The following is a 14836-nucleotide window of genomic DNA, read 5'->3' on the forward strand; positions in this document are numbered from 1 at the left end:
GTCAGTCCGTGGGGTCCGTGAGCACCGGGAAGCGGCGCGGTGCGACGAACAGCAGGACCAGGAAGGCGAGGGCGGCGGCGCAGGCGGCCCCCAGATAGACAGCGTGGACCGCGTCCGCGACCGCGTGGCGCAGCTGCCCGGCCGGTGCGCCCGCGTCCAGGGCGCGGGTCACCGCGTCGAGATCCCCGGCGCCGCCGAGCCGCGCGGCCAGCACCCCGTTGGCGACGGCGCCGAACAGGGCGGCGCCCATGGTCTGTCCGGTCTGCCGGCAGAAGAGGACGGAGGCGGTGGCCGTGCCGCGTTCGGCCCACCCGACGGACGACTGGACGCCGATGATCAGGGGGAGCTGGAAGAGCCCGAGCGCGCCGCCCAGCAGCAGCATCAGCAGGGCCGGCTGCCACGGCTCGCCCGGATAGGGCAGGAAGGGGAAGGCGAGCAGGAGCAGGCTCGCCGTGCCGATGCCGAGCATGGCGGTGTTGCGGAAGCCGATGCGGCGGTAGACGTGCTGGCTCAGTGCCGCGGACACCGGCCAGCTCAACGTCCATACGGAGAGCACGAATCCGGCGGCGACCGGGGCGAGGCCGAGGACCGCCTGCGCGTAGGTGGGCAGGAAGACGGTCGGCGCGACCATGAGCAGGCCCAGCGCGCCGAGCGCCAGATTGACCGCGGCGATCGTCCGGCGGCGCCACACCCAGCCCGGGATGATCGGCTCGGCGGCCCGCCGCTCGACGGCCACGACGACCGCGACGAGGACAAGCCCCGTCCCGAACAGGGCGATCGAGGGTGCCGAGAGCCAGTCCCAGGCGACGCCGCCCTGCACCAGCGCGGTCAGCAGGACGCCGCCGCAGGCGAAGACGGCGAGGGCGCCCGCCCAGTCGATCCGTGGCCGCCGGGTGAGCGGGGCCCGCTGCGGTTCGTGCAGATGACGGGCGATCAGCCACAGGGCGAGGGCGCCGACCGGCAGGTTGATGAGGAAGATCCACCGCCAGTCGGCGTACGCCGCGAGGACTCCGCCCAGGGCGGGACCCGCGATCGCCGAGGTCGCCCACACGGTGGACAGCTTGGCCTGGATCTTCGGGCGCTCCTCCAGCGGGTAGAGGTCGGCGGCGAGTGTCTGCACGGTGCCCTGGAGGGCGCCGCCGCCCAGGCCCTGCACGACGCGGAAGGCGATGAGCGCGGCCATGTTCCAGGCGGTGGCGCAGAGCAGCGAGCCGAGGAGGAAGACGGCGGCGCCGGCCACCAGGACCGGTTTGCGGCCGAAGGTGTCGGAGAGCTTGCCGTAGACGGGGAGCGTGACCGTGACGGCCAGCAGGTAGCCCGAGAACAGCCAGGAGAAGACGGAGAATCCGCCGAGGTCGCCGACGATCTGCGGAACGGCGGTCGACACGATGGTGGAGTCGAGCGCGGCCAGACCCATCGCCAGCATGAGCGCCGCGACGACGGCGCGGCGCCGCCGGGTCTCGGCGCCGGTCGCCCGGGGCGGGTCCGCCCGCACGACCGGTATCTCGGTGTCCCCCTCGCCCACGGGATTCCTTCCCCCTGCATCTATCTGCCGGGACCAGCTTCCCACTTGAGCCTCACCTTGGGGGAGGGTGGACGCTGAGTGGGCCCGAGGGTGGAGGTGAACCCTGGGAACTTGTCCACCGGAAGGTGGAGGCCCCTAGGGGGATCTCCGTACTGCGGCTCGGGGAGGGTTCGTCCCACCGGAGGATGAGGCGGGGCGGTGGCCGTCCTTAACCTGGCTTTACGCCGCCGGGAGGGCGTCAGGTCGTACGGACCGCACCAACGGGGGTGGGGTTTTCCCCAGCAGAAGACGGGGCCGTGCACCAGCGCGTCCGACCCCCTCCCGGCACCAGACTTACGGACGTGGCCGACGCACCGCGTCCCAAGGGACGCGGGCCTTTTGGCCCTTCGCAACCGCTCGCCGACTTTCGCCGCCCAGCAGTTTCCCCTGCTGACCGACTTAGGAGACATACCGTGACATCGGCTGTAAGCATTCCCAGGCACGAGGGCACTGGAGGGCGTACGGCCGTTGCCGCGCGGGCGCGGCAGGTCGTCAAGGCGTACGGGTCGGGGGAGACCCGTGTCGTCGCCCTCGACCACGTCGACGTGGACATCGCGCGGGGGCGGTTCACCGCGATCATGGGCCCCTCGGGGTCCGGCAAGTCCACGCTGATGCACTGCCTCGCCGGGCTCGACACCGTCACCTCCGGCCAGATCTTCCTCGACGAGACCGAGATCACCGGACTCAAGGACAAGAAGCTGACGCAGCTGCGCCGTGACCGGATCGGCTTCATCTTCCAGGCGTTCAACCTGCTGCCGACGCTGAACGCCCTGGAGAACATCACGCTCCCGATGGACATCGCGGGCCGCAAGCCCGACAGGGCCTGGCTGGACCAGGTCGTCAAGACCGTCGGGCTCGCGGACCGGCTCAAGCACCGCCCGAACCAGCTCTCCGGCGGCCAGCAGCAGCGCGTCGCGGTGGCCCGTGCCCTGGCGGCCCGCCCCGAGATCATCTTCGGCGACGAGCCGACCGGGAACCTCGACTCCCGGGCCGGCTCCGAGGTGCTGGGCTTCCTGCGCCGCTCGGTGGACGAGCTCGGCCAGACCATCGTGATGGTCACGCACGACCCGGTGGCGGCCTCGTACGCGGACCGCGTGCTGTATCTCGCGGACGGCCGGATCGTCGACGAGATGCACCAGCCGACGGCCGATCAGGTCCTGGACCGCATGAAGGACTTCGACTCCCGCGGGCGGACGTCATGACCGTCCTCAGGACCTCGATGCGCAACTTCTTCGCGCACAAGGGACGCATGGCGCTCTCCGCCGTGGCGGTCCTGCTGTCGGTGGCCTTCGTCTGCGGCACGCTCGTGTTCACCGACACGATGAACACGACCTTCGACAAGCTCTTCGCGGCCACCTCCTCCGATGTGACGGTGAGCGCGAAGAGCGCCTCGGACACCGGCGAGACGACCTCCGGGAACGGCAAGCCGCCGGTCATGCCGGCCTCCGTGCTCACCGAGGTCCGCGCGGCGCAGGGCGTGAAGTCGGCGGAAGGCACTGTCTTCTCCAGCGCGGTGACCGTCGTCGACGCCGACAAGGACAGTCTGTCGCCCTCCAGCGGCGCACCCACCATCGTCGGCAGCTGGAACGCCAACGAAGCCCGCACCATGAAGGTCACCTCCGGTGCGGCGCCGAAGGGCTCCGACCAGGTGATGGTCGACAAGGACACCGCCGACAAGCACCACCTGGGGCTCGGTGACGAGATCGGCGTGATCAGCGCCGTCGGCACGCACACCGCGAAGATCTCCGGCATCGCCACCTTCACCGTCACCAACCCCGGCGCGGCGATCTTCTACCTGGACACGCCGACCGCCCAGAAGACGCTCGTCGGCCAGACCGGCGTGTACACCAACGTGAACGTCACCGCCGCCGCCGGAGTCAGCGACGCCCGGCTCAAGCAGGACGTGACGGCTGCGACCGGCGGCCACTACAAGGTGCAGACCGCCAAGGAGACCGCCGACGCCAACAGCCAGGACGTGGGCGGCTTCCTGGACGTCATGAAGTACGCGATGCTCGGCTTCGCCGGGATCGCCTTCCTGGTCGGCATCTTCCTGATCATCAACACCTTCTCGATGCTCGTCGCCCAGCGCACCCGCGAGATCGGTCTGATGCGGGCCATCGGCTCCAGCCGCAAGCAGGTCAACCGCTCGGTCCTGGTCGAGGCACTGCTTCTCGGCACGGTCGGCTCCGTTCTCGGTGTCGGCGCGGGCGTCGGCATCGCCGTCGGCCTGATGAAGCTCATGGGCATGACCGGCATGAACCTGTCCACCGACGACCTGACGGTGACCTGGACGACCCCGGTGATCGGCATGGTGCTGGGCATCGTCGTCACGGTCCTGGCGGCCTATCTGCCCGCCCGCCGGGCCGGCAAGGTCTCCCCGATGGCCGCCCTGCGCGACGCCGGCGCCCCCGCCGACGCGAAGGCCGGAGTCGTACGGGCCGTGCTCGGCCTGCTCCTCACCGGCGCCGGCGGCTTCGGCCTCTACCTCGCCGCCGACGCCACCAAGGCGAGCGAGGGCTCGATGTGGCTCGGCCTCGGAGTGGTGCTCAGCCTGCTCGGGTTCGTCGTCATCGGCCCGCTGCTCGCGAGCGGTGTGGTGCGCGTCCTGGGCGCGGTCCTGCTGCGGGGGTTCGGCCCGGTGGGACGCCTGGCCGAGCGCAACGCCCTGCGCAACCCGCGCCGCACCGGCGCCACCGGCGCCGCCCTCATGATCGGCCTCGCGCTGGTCGCCTGCCTGTCGGTGGTCGGCTCCTCCATGGTCGCCTCCGCGACCGACGAGCTCGACAAAACCGTCGGCACCGACTTCATCATCCAGAATGACGGCGGTCAGCCGATCACGCCCCAGGCCGTGCAGGCCGTGAAGAAGACACCGGGGCTGTCCCGGGTCACCGAGTACCGGGTCACCGAGGGCGACTACACCACCCCCGACGGCAAGACGCTCAAGGACACCGACATCACGGCGGCCGACCCGTCGTACGCCACCGACCTGCGGACCAAGACCGTCGCAGGCGACCTGAAGGACGCCTACCTGCCCGACTCGATGTCCGTGCACGACAAGTTCGCCAAGGACCACGGCATCCACCTCGGGTCGAAGATCAAGGTCGCCTTCAAGGACGGCGCCACCGCGAACCTGACGGTCCGCGCCATCACCAGCAGCGACGCGGTCATCGACAAGGGCTCGAAGTACATCTCCATCGCCACGCTCGCCAAGTACGTGCCGGCCGACAAGATGCCGCTGGACGAGCTGGTCTTCGCCTCGGCCAAGGACGGACAGCAGGACAGCGCGTACAAGGCCCTGAAGTCCTCCCTGCACGACTACCCGCAGTACCAGGTCCGCGACCAGACCGACTACAAGCAGGCCATGAAGGACCAGATCGGCCAGCTCCTGAACCTGATCTACGGCCTGCTGGCCCTCGCGATCATCGTCGCGGTGCTCGGCGTGGTGAACACCCTCGCCCTGTCCGTGGTCGAGCGCACCAGGGAGATCGGCCTGATGCGGGCCATCGGCCTCTCGCGCCGCCAGCTCCGCCGCATGATCCGGATGGAGTCCGTGGTCATCGCCCTCTTCGGCGCGCTGCTCGGCCTCGGCCTGGGCATGGGCTGGGGCGCGACGGCCCAGAAGCTCCTCGCCCTGGAGGGCCTGAACGTCCTGGAGATCCCCTGGCCGACGATCATCGGGGTCTTCGTCGGATCCGCCTTCGTGGGCCTGTTCGCCGCCCTGATCCCGGCGTTCCGGGCCGGCCGGATGAACGTACTGAACGCGATCGCCACCGACTAGCCGCGGCGGACGGTCGGAACGAGCCACCGCGTACGGGGGTTGCGGGGGACGGGCCCGGCCCGGGGAGAGTCACTCTCCTCGGGCCGGGCCCACGGCATGTCCCGGGCCGTCCCCGGAGTGCCCGTCCCGGACCGTTCCCGGAGCGCGGGGTCCGGTCCGGCGCCCGACGCCGGACCGGCGGCAGCCCTGCGACCGGCCGCGCCGGCGGCGTGTGCGGAGGGTCACCGGTAGCGGGCCGGGCCCTCAACGGACGGCCACGCGCGAGCGGGCGCGGAGTCGTAGGCTGGGTTACCCCCGGCCCGTCCCACGTGTCGGGCGTCTCGCGTTGCCCACTCCCCGGGATGGAAGCCCTTCATGAGCCTGCACGGTCTGCTCGACGCCGTCGTCAAGGACGCCGCCCTCAAGGAAGCGGTGAAGGCCGCCGCCGACGGCAACCGGATGTACGTCGACCTGGTCGGCCCACCCGCGGCGCGCCCCTTCGCCATCGCCGCGCTCGCCCGCGAGACCGGCCGCACGGTGCTGGCGGTGACGGCCACGGGACGCGAGGCCGAGGACCTGGCCGCGGCTCTGCGCTCCCTGCTCCCGCCGGACGGCGTGGCGGAGTACCCGTCGTGGGAGACGCTGCCGCACGAGCGGCTCTCGCCCCGGTCCGACACCGTCGGCCGGCGCCTCGCCGTGCTGCGGCGCCTTTCCCACCCCCGCCCCGACGACCCCGAGACCGGCCCGGTGTCCGTCGTCGTCGCTCCCGTCCGCTCGGTCCTCCAGCCGCAGGTCAAGGGCCTCGGCGACCTGGAACCCGTCGTCCTGCGCTCCGGAAGTACGGCCGACCTGGGCGAGACCGTCGAGGCGCTCGCGGCAGCCGCGTACTCCCGCGTCGAACTCGTCGAGAAGCGCGGCGAGTTCGCCGTCCGCGGCGGCATCCTGGACGTCTTCCCGCCCACCGAGGAGCACCCGCTGCGGGTGGAGTTCTGGGGCGACGACATCGAGGAGATCCGCTACTTCAAGATCGCGGACCAGCGCTCCCTGGAGGTCGCCGACCACGGCCTGTGGGCCCCGCCCTGCCGCGAACTGCTGCTCACCGAGGACGTGCGGGCGAGGGCCGCGGCGCTCGCCGAGGCCCACCCGGAACTGGGCGAACTCCTCGGCAAGATCGCCGAGGGCATCGCCGTGGAAGGCATGGAATCGCTCGCCCCGGTCCTTGTCGACGACATGGAGCTGCTGCTCGACGTCCTGCCCAAGAACGCGATGGCCGTCGTCTGCGATCCGGAGCGGGTACGGACGCGGGCGTCGGACCTGGTGGCGACCTCACAGGAGTTCCTTCAGGCGTCCTGGGCCGCGACGGCCGGGGGCGGCGAGGCGCCCATCGACGTCGGCGCCGCCTCCCTGTGGTCCATCGCGGACGTACGGGACCGGGCGCGCGAGCTGGACATGATGTGGTGGTCGGTGTCGCCGTTCGCCGCGGACGGGGAGCTCACGGACAGCTATGCCGGAGGCGTGGGAGACACCCTCAAGCTGGGCATGCACGCCCCCGAGACCTACCGGGGCGACACCGCCCGCGCGCTCGCCGACACCAAGGGCTGGCTGGCCGACGGCTGGCACACGGTCTACGTCACCGAGGCGCACGGCCCGGCGGCCCGCACCGTCGAGGTGCTGGGCGGCGAGGGCATCGCCGCCCGCCTGGACACCGACCTCACCGAGATCGGCCCGTCCGTCGTGCACGTGGCGTGCGGCTCCATCGACTACGGCTTCGTCGACCCGGCGCTCAGACTCGCCGTCCTGACGGAGACCGACCTCTCCGGCCAGAAGGCGGCGGGCAAGGACGGCGTCCGGATGCCGGCCCGCCGCCGCAAGACGATCGACCCGCTCACCCTGGAGACCGGCGACTACATCGTGCACGAACAGCACGGTGTCGGCCGCTACATCGAGATGGTGCAGCGCACCGTCCAGAGCGCGACCCGCGAGTACCTGGTCGTCGAGTACGCCCCCGCCAAGCGCGGCCAGCCCGGCGACCGCCTCTACATCCCCACCGACCAGCTGGAGCAGATCACCAAGTACGTCGGCGGCGAGGCCCCGACGCTGCACCGCCTGGGCGGCGCCGACTGGACCAAGACCAAGGCGCGCGCGAAGAAGGCGGTCAAGGAGATCGCCGCCGACCTGATCAAGCTGTACTCGGCGCGGATGGCGGCCCCGGGCCACGCCTTCGGCGCCGACACGCCCTGGCAGCGCGAGCTGGAGGACGCGTTCCCGTACGCGGAGACGCCCGACCAGCTGACCACGATCGCCGAGGTCAAGGACGACATGGAGAAGACGGTCCCGATGGACCGCCTGATCTGCGGCGACGTCGGCTACGGCAAGACGGAGATCGCCGTCCGCGCCGCGTTCAAGGCGGTGCAGGACGGCAAGCAGGTCGCGGTCCTGGTGCCCACGACCCTGCTCGTCCAGCAGCACTTCGGCACGTTCTCCGAGCGCTACTCGCAGTTCCCGGTCAACGTCCGCGCGCTGTCCCGCTTCCAGACGGACACCGAGGCCAAGGCCGTCCTGGAGGGGCTGCGCGAAGGCGCGGTGGACCTCGTCATCGGCACCCACCGCCTGTTCTCCTCCGAGACGAAGTTCAAGGACCTGGGCCTGGTCATCGTCGACGAGGAGCAGCGCTTCGGCGTCGAGCACAAGGAGCAGCTGAAGAAGCTGCGCGCCAACGTCGACGTCCTGACGATGTCCGCGACGCCGATCCCCCGCACCCTGGAGATGGCGGTCACCGGCATCCGCGAGATGTCGACGATCACCACCCCGCCGGAGGAACGGCACCCGGTGCTGACCTTCGTCGGCCCGTACGAGGAGAAGCAGATCGGCGCGGCGATCCGCCGTGAACTGCTGCGCGAGGGCCAGGTCTTCTACATCCACAACCGGGTCGAGTCCATCGACCGCGCGGCCGCCCGGCTCCGGGAGATCGTCCCGGAGGCGCGGATCGCGACGGCCCACGGCCAGATGGGGGAGCAGGCCCTGGAGCAGGTGGTCGTCGACTTCTGGGAGAAGAGGTTCGACGTGCTGGTGTCCACGACGATCGTCGAGTCGGGCATCGACATCTCGAACGCGAACACCCTGATCGTGGAGCGCGGCGACAACTTCGGTCTCTCGCAGTTGCACCAGCTGCGCGGCCGGGTCGGCCGCGGCCGGGAGCGCGGCTACGCCTACTTCCTGTATCCGCCGGAGAAGCCCCTCACGGAGACGGCCCACGAGCGTCTCGCGACCATCGCCCAGCACACCGAGATGGGCGCGGGCATGTATGTGGCGATGAAGGACCTGGAGATCCGCGGCGCGGGCAATCTGCTCGGCGGCGAACAGTCGGGTCACATCGCCGGCGTGGGCTTCGACCTGTACGTACGCATGGTGGGCGAGGCGGTCGCGGACTACCGCGCCTCGCTGGAAGGCGGGGTGGAGGAGGAGCCGCCGCTCGAGGTCAAGATCGAGCTGCCGGTCGACGCGCACGTCCCGCACGACTACGCGCCGGGCGAGCGGCTGCGTCTCGCCGCGTACCGGTCCATCGCCTCCGCGAACACGGAGGAGGACGTCAAGGCCGTACGGGAGGAACTCGTCGACCGCTACGGCAAGCTCCCGGAGCCGGTCGAGAACCTGCTCCTCGTGGCGGGCCTGCGGATGCTCGCGCGCGCCTGCGGGGTCGGCGAGATCGTCCTGCAGGGCAACAACATCCGCTTCGCGCCGGTGGAGTTGAGGGAGTCCCAGGAGCTGCGCCTGAAGCGTCTGTACCCGGGAACCGTCATCAAGCCGGCCGCCCACCAGATCCTCGTCCCCCGCCCGAAGACCGCGAAGGTCGGCGGAAAGCCGCTGGTCGGGAGGGAACTGCTCGGCTGGACCGGGGAGTTCCTGGCTTCGATCCTGGGGTCCTAGGCCCCGGGGCCGTCAGGGGACCCGGCCGCGGGGATGGCCACGCTCCGGGGATCGCCGGCCGCCGGGCCATCCGGCGGAACCGGTCCGGGGACGGCCGAGCTCTCCGCCGGAACCGGGTCCGGGGACGGCCGAGCCCTCCGGCGGACGGCTCCTGTGGGGTGGGACGTCCGCCCGGAGCCTTCCGCCGGTCAGGGCCGCGGGGAGCGGAACAGCATGCCCGTCAGGGCGTGGAAGACCTCGCCGGGGTCCTGCTCGCCCACCTGGGCGTCCAGATTGTGGCTGAGCAGGAGCGTGGCGAAGCCGTGGGCGAGGGACCAGGCCGCGACGCCGGCGAGGCGGGCGTCGGGGCCGCGGCCCTCCGAGGGGAGCGCGGAGACGGCGGCGCGCAGACGCTCGCCCGCGAGCGCTCTCGCCGCGGTGAGCTCCACGTCGTTCTCGCGGAGCAGCTCCGGGGAGAACATGACCTGGAAGTGGGCGGGATGCTCCCGCGCGAAACGTACGTAGCGCACGCCCGCGTCCCGCAGGTCGTCGGCCGCGTCGAGCGCGGTCGCCAGGAGGCCGTAGCCCTCCGCCGCGATGGCGGTGAGCAGGCCGGTGCGGTCCTTGAAGTGGTGGGCCGGGGCGGCGTGCGAGACGCCCGCGCGGCGGGCCAGGTCGCGCAGGCTCAGCGCGGAGGGCCCCTCGACGGCGATGACGTCGAGAGCGGCGCCGAGGATGGCGCGGCGCAGGTCCCCGTGGTGGTACGGGCGCGCGGAGCCGCTGGTCTTCGCGGGATTCATGACAGCAGCGTACGCCGAATCTAGTCATTGCCAAGTTCGAAGGCTCCCGGTTCTCGGGCCGATGGATCTAGTCATTGACAAGTTGGGTCGGGTCGGGCAATCTTGGCAGTGTCAAGTTGTGGAGCGTGTCGTTACGTGACGAGGGGTGGAGTCATGTCGGGGAACGTCAGCGAGACAAGCGGGGCGAGCGTGGCGGAGGAGGGCGCGGGCGTCGAGCTCGGCCGGGTGCGCCAGCTCTGGCATCTGCTGGAGCCCCTGCACGCCGTGCTGTATTACGCGCCGGAGGCCTTCGAGGAGGCGGCGGCGCTCGGATACGGGACCGAGGAGCGCTGGCCCAGCTACTTCCCCTACCGCGCGGCGCCGTTGGGGGCCGTCGGCGGCGGGCGGGTGGCCTCCGCCTTCTACAGCTTCAGCCCGCGCATGGTCGACGAGCACATCAAGTCGGCGTGGGAGAAGGTGAGTCCGGACCAGGTGCTCGCGGCGCGCGAGCGGGCCGTCGACCGGGCGTACCGCGCGATATTCGGCGACCGCGTCACCAGCCCCGAACTCGCCGAGGCCGCCGCGCTGGCCCGCCGCGCGGCCGAGGCCGTGAATGCGGCGGGGCGTCAACTCGCCGCCGCGAATGCTGACTTGGTGTGGCCCGAGGCCCCGCACCTCCAGCTGTGGCATGCGGCGACGATCCTGCGCGAACACCGCGGCGACGGCCACCTCGCGGCCCTGCTGGTCGCCGGGCTGGACCCGGTCGAGTCCCTGGTCTCCTTCGCGGCGATAGGGGCGGCCTCCGTGGAGCGTTTCGAGAGCCGCGGCTGGAGCCCCGAGGAGTGGGGAGCGGGGAGAGATCGCCTGATCGCCCGTGGCCTGGTGGACGAGGACGGTGTCGCCACGGACGCCGGCCGCGAACTGCGCCGCCAGGTCGAACTGCACACCGACCGACTCGCCTCCGCCCCATGGCAGTCGCTCGGCCCGGACGTCGTCGCCCGCCTCGCCGATCTGCTCGGCGAGTTCTGGGTCGCGGTGCTGGGCTCGGGACTGCTGCCGTCGGAGACGACGCTGGGGATCGGCAAGGTCTGACGGCCGATCGGCAAGGTCTGACGGCGACGGTCGGTCGGGAACGCGCGGGCAAGGGCCGGGAGCACCCCAACGCCCCCGGCCCACCCGGCGAAGGATCGGTGCCAGCCCCCGGCGAGAGTGCAACGCCCGCAGCCCCAGCCCGCGGAGGTGTAACGACTCCAGCCCCACCCGGCGAGGGTGCGACGACCGCCGGCCTCACCCGGCGAGAGTGCAACGCCCCCAGCCCCAGCCCGCGGAGGTGTAACGACTTCAGCCCCACCCGGCGAGGCGCCGTGATGGGGCTGAAGTGGACGTACTGGGAGTGGACGTACTGGGCGCACCAACCGCACCGCGCTCGCCGCCACTGATCGGCTTCATCGGCCGGTCGGCGGACCTGTTGGGGGAGCCGACCTGCCGCCTCGGTTCCGAGTGGAGTGGCTCGGCGCCTTCACACGGCACCTCGGGTGCGGTGCGCGGCGGCCGACGGCGGGCCGATCGGTGCGCGTTCTCGGATCGCTCCGGCTACGGCTGTCCGGGCCGGTCACGGTTGCGGTCCATGCCCATCGCGCCTTCGGCCTTCTGTTGCGCGTCGTCGACCTTGTCCGTGTATTTGTCGCCGGTCTTCTTGTTGACCTGCTTCTCTGCGGCGTCGGACATGTCTCCTGCCTTGTCCTGTGCCGCCCGGCTGCTCTTGAACCTGTCGAAGATGCCCATCCAGAGCTCCTTCCGGGGGTGACTCACGACCGACGATACGCCCGGCATGCCCCGATTGCCCATCGATGCCTGGTAGGGCCGAGGAATGGCGGCCGCTACCTTGGGCAGACGGGAAACACGCCCGAGCGGGGCGGATCCGGGGAGGCGAAGGGGAGGGGCGTCGTGGCGCGTCTGAGGGGTGGGGCGGCTGCTGCCGCGGTGGTGCTGGTCGTCATAGGGGCCGGAGTCAGCGGCTGCAAGAAGGATGCCATCGGTTCCGCGGGACCGGAGGAGACGAAGGCCGGCGGCGGTGGCGCCGCACTCACCGCCGTGGACTCACTGACCGTCAAGGGGCGCGCGCCCAAGACCGGGTACAGCAGGGAGCGGTTCGGTACGGCGTGGGCCGACACCGACTCGAACCACTGCGACACCCGCGACGACATCCTCAAGCGGGACCTGAAGGAAGTGAAGTTCAGCGACGGCACGTGCAGGGTGTCCCGTGGGGTCCTCGAACCGGATCCGTACGGCGGCAAGGACGTCACCTTCACCCGCGGGCGCAGCCTGGTCGACATCGACCACCTCGTCGCGCTCTCGGACGCCTGGCAGAAGGGCGCCAAGTACTGGGACGCGAGCAAGCGGATCGCGCTGGCCAACGACCCGCTCAACCTCCGTGCCGTCGGCGCCAGCGCCAACCGCAGCAAGGGTGACGGCGATACGGCGACCTGGCTCCCGCCCAACAAGGGGTACCGCTGCACGTATGTCGCCGCACAGGTGGCCGTGAAGAAGAAGTACGGGCTGTGGGTCACCGGCGCCGAGAAGGCGGCCATGAAGAAGGTGCTGGCCGGCTGCCCGGGCCAGAAGCTCCCCTCGGGCGGAAACTCGACGACGGCGCCGAAGAGGTTCCACGCGAACTAGGCGTAAGGGGGCGCGCGTTGACGTGTACCCCCGGCCAAGCCTGGTGGGATGCGCCTGTGACCGAGGCCGAGGCCGGGACCGAGGCCGGGACCGGGACCCGATGCACGGCGTGTCAGGCCTCGTTGCGGAGCCGGGCGAATTCGGGTTTCAGCCGATCGTCGTCGCCCCGCACGTCCAGGGCGGCGGACTGTCGGCCCGGATGCTCTCCGCGATGCGGGACAACGCCCGGGCACGCGGCTTCGACGAGGTGGCGGCCCCCGTCCGCCCCAGTGCTGCGGCACTCCGTCTGAGCTCGACGCGGGGGCGGTGAACGGCGGGTCGTCAGCTGCCCAGCTTGTCCAGGTCGAGGATCTGCCCGGCGGGCTTGTCGGCGGCGACCGGCTTGTCGTACTCGCTGAACGTGATCGTGCCCGGGTCCTTGGCGGAGGTGCTGTCGACCCGCAGCAGGTAGGGCTTGCCCTGGGTGGCGACGTACAGGGTGTACCGGTCCTTGCCGTCCTTCTCGTGCAGGACGATCGCCGGGGTCCCGTCGACGGTGGTCGTCCTGCCGCGGGTGGCATCGGAGTTCACGTCCCCCGCCTCGGCGAGCACGGAGTCGAGGTCGCAGAAGCCCGCGATGTCCTTGGCGTCGGAACCGGTCGCGGACATCTTGGTCCACTTGCCGGCCAGCATGTCCACGACCCCGTCCGTCTCGGCCTTGGAGTCGCTCCCGGCCTGGGCGCGCAGGAACGCCTCGTCGTACTTCATGTAGACGGTGTCGCCGGTCTTGATGAGGTCGGCCTTGCCCTGGCCCTTCATGTTCATCGTTCCGGCGCACTCGCCCTTCTTGTCGAGTGCCATGTCGATCCGGATGGTGCCGCCGTCCTCGTCGTCGGGTACGTCGCCCTTCATCCGGAGCGAGGTGGCACCCGTGGTGGCCTTCACGGCCCGGTCGGCGATCTCGCCCCCGGACAGCCCGGCGAACGGTCCCTTCGGCTTGCTGTCCGCTTTGGTCTCGCCGGGCAGGCAGCCGGTGAGGCCCGCGGTGGCCGCGGCGGCGAGGCAGAGAGCGGCAAGTGCGGTGCGACGCATGAGAGTTCCTTGGCGTGGTGTCGGGTGATGGAGAGGGTGGGGGGAGCGGTTTCCGGGGTGGCGGGACGGCGTCAGCCCGTCTTCTTCCAGTCCCCGCAGCCCGCCGTCTTGAAGTAGGCGTCGCCGGCGCCGATGGTGACGACGGCGGTGCCGGACACGTTGTTGTTGGCCACGATGGAGTTCATGGAGTGCGAGGCGTCCTTGTCGCGCTCCCAGTAGCAGGAGTCGTCGGCGTTGCCGCTGGACTTGTAGGTGCCGGGGGCGATGTCCGCGCCGACTCTGTACATGCCGCCGTCGCCCTTCATCCGCGTGGCGGGCGATCCGGACGCCTTCGCGTCGACGGCCTCCCAGTCCTCGCAGTCCTTGGTCTGGAAGAGCTTGTCGCTCGCCTTGACGGTCACGTAACTGGTGCCGCTGACGTTGTCGTTGGCGATCAGGGAGTCCATCTCGCCCGAGGCGTCCTTGGCGCGCGCCCAGTAGCACATGCCGTCGGTGTTGCCCGTGGTCCGGTAGGTGCCGGGCTTGATGTCGCTGCCGACCTGGAAGTCGCCGTCCCCCTCGAAGGCGACCTTCTTCGCGGCCTTGTCCGCCGTGCCGCCCTTCTTCGTGTCCGCCTTCTTGCCGGACTCGTGCTGGGCGGCGGAGGTTTCCTTGCCGTTGTCGCCGGAACCGCTGTCTCCGTTGTTGCTCCCGTTCGCCGACACGGCACCGATCACGACGATGCCGACCACGGCCCCCAGTCCCAGCTTGACCTTGATGCCCATGACTGCGCCCTCCCCTGGCTGTGAACAGATTGCGCGAACACGCACGGCGACCGGTTCGTCCCGGCGACTTGCCCGTTCGATGGGTCAATAACAGCAGAGCGTGTGAACCGAGTCAACACGATGCACGAGAAAGGCTGTGTACACGGGCGTGAAGGGGTAGATCTTGCATTCGTCGGTATGCTCGGCGTCACAGACCGGGACGGTGGGCCACGGGTGTCACGAGCCGTGTGGCGCGTGCGGGCCGGACCGGCGCCACGGGTGCCACGAACGTCCGGACGCCGCAGCAGGGACGGGTGTCTCGGGCCGCAGATGTGCC

The 14836-nt window shown here is 70.9% G+C and carries 10 protein-coding genes and 1 pseudogene; 6 read left to right on the forward strand and 5 right to left on the reverse strand.

The window, feature by feature from the left end; translation table 11 throughout:
• Position 1 precedes the first annotated feature (1 nt).
• Complete coding sequence (locus OOK38_RS16750; protein ID WP_266765722.1) at positions 2–1495, reverse strand: MFS transporter; 1494 nt, start codon at positions 1493–1495, stop codon at positions 2–4.
• Between the two features lie 482 nt (positions 1496–1977).
• Between OOK38_RS16750 and OOK38_RS16755 the strand changes: the two genes are divergently transcribed.
• The 3 genes from OOK38_RS16755 to mfd all read left to right on the forward strand — a co-directional run bounded on the left by OOK38_RS16755 (position 1978) and on the right by mfd (position 9248).
• Positions 1978–2766, forward strand: coding sequence for an ABC transporter ATP-binding protein (locus OOK38_RS16755; RefSeq protein ID WP_266759595.1), 789 nt, complete (start codon positions 1978–1980; stop codon positions 2764–2766).
• Complete coding sequence (locus tag OOK38_RS16760) at positions 2763–5342, forward strand: ABC transporter permease (protein ID WP_266759593.1); 2580 nt, start codon at positions 2763–2765, stop codon at positions 5340–5342. The genes OOK38_RS16755 and OOK38_RS16760 overlap by 4 nt, the downstream gene beginning before the upstream one ends.
• Positions 5343–5696: 354 nt before the next feature.
• Positions 5697–9248, forward strand: coding sequence for a transcription-repair coupling factor (gene mfd, locus OOK38_RS16765; RefSeq protein ID WP_266759591.1), 3552 nt, complete (start codon positions 5697–5699; stop codon positions 9246–9248).
• Between the two features lie 188 nt (positions 9249–9436).
• On the opposite strand, the gene OOK38_RS16770 is transcribed toward mfd, so the two are convergent.
• The gene (locus tag OOK38_RS16770; RefSeq protein WP_266759590.1) at positions 9437–10027 is read right to left on the reverse strand and encodes a TetR/AcrR family transcriptional regulator; all 591 of its coding nucleotides are present in this window, start codon (positions 10025–10027) and stop codon (positions 9437–9439) included.
• 153 nt (positions 10028–10180) lie between these two features.
• On the opposite strand from OOK38_RS16770, the gene OOK38_RS16775 reads away from it, so the two are divergent.
• On the forward strand, positions 10181–11098 hold the full coding sequence (locus OOK38_RS16775) for a hypothetical protein (RefSeq protein WP_266759589.1): 918 nt from the start codon (positions 10181–10183) through the stop codon (positions 11096–11098).
• Positions 11099–11599: 501 nt separating this feature from the next.
• On the opposite strand, the gene OOK38_RS16780 is transcribed toward OOK38_RS16775, so the two are convergent.
• The gene (locus OOK38_RS16780; protein WP_266759587.1) at positions 11600–11791 is read right to left on the reverse strand and encodes an antitoxin; all 192 of its coding nucleotides are present in this window, start codon (positions 11789–11791) and stop codon (positions 11600–11602) included.
• A gap of 162 nt (positions 11792–11953) precedes the next feature.
• On the opposite strand from OOK38_RS16780, the gene OOK38_RS16785 reads away from it, so the two are divergent.
• Complete coding sequence (locus tag OOK38_RS16785) at positions 11954–12685, forward strand: HNH endonuclease family protein (RefSeq protein ID WP_266759585.1); 732 nt, start codon at positions 11954–11956, stop codon at positions 12683–12685.
• A gap of 154 nt (positions 12686–12839) precedes the next feature.
• Positions 12840–12959, forward strand: a pseudogene (locus OOK38_RS16790) (N-acetyltransferase); the annotation flags it as partial.
• Between the two features lie 47 nt (positions 12960–13006).
• On the opposite strand, the gene OOK38_RS16795 reads toward OOK38_RS16790, so the two are convergent.
• Complete coding sequence (locus tag OOK38_RS16795; protein WP_266759583.1) at positions 13007–13756, reverse strand: hypothetical protein; 750 nt, start codon at positions 13754–13756, stop codon at positions 13007–13009.
• Positions 13757–13827: 71 nt separating this feature from the next.
• Positions 13828–14520, reverse strand: a complete 693-nt coding sequence (locus tag OOK38_RS16800) for a hypothetical protein (protein ID WP_266848564.1) — start codon at positions 14518–14520, stop codon at positions 13828–13830.
• Positions 14521–14836: the final 316 nt, after the last annotated feature.

Source organism: Streptomyces sp. NBC_00568, from assembly GCF_026341855.1.
Lineage (GTDB): Bacteria > Actinomycetota > Actinomycetes > Streptomycetales > Streptomycetaceae > Streptomyces.

Excerpts from the sequence above, each read along its gene's own strand:
- OOK38_RS16760 (WP_266759593.1), top strand. The coding sequence starts at position 2,763 with ATGACCGTCCTCAGGACCTCGATGCGCAACTTCTTCGCGCACAAGGGA.
- mfd (WP_266759591.1), top strand. The coding sequence starts at position 5,697 with ATGAGCCTGCACGGTCTGCTCGACGCCGTCGTCAAGGACGCCGCCCTC.
- OOK38_RS16770 (WP_266759590.1), bottom strand. The coding sequence starts at position 10,027 with ATGAATCCCGCGAAGACCAGCGGCTCCGCGCGCCCGTACCACCACGGG.
- OOK38_RS16775 (WP_266759589.1), top strand. The coding sequence starts at position 10,181 with ATGTCGGGGAACGTCAGCGAGACAAGCGGGGCGAGCGTGGCGGAGGAG.
- OOK38_RS16780 (WP_266759587.1), bottom strand. The coding sequence starts at position 11,791 with ATGGGCATCTTCGACAGGTTCAAGAGCAGCCGGGCGGCACAGGACAAG.
- OOK38_RS16795 (WP_266759583.1), bottom strand. The coding sequence starts at position 13,756 with ATGCGTCGCACCGCACTTGCCGCTCTCTGCCTCGCCGCCGCGGCCACC.
- OOK38_RS16800 (WP_266848564.1), bottom strand. The coding sequence starts at position 14,520 with ATGGGCATCAAGGTCAAGCTGGGACTGGGGGCCGTGGTCGGCATCGTC.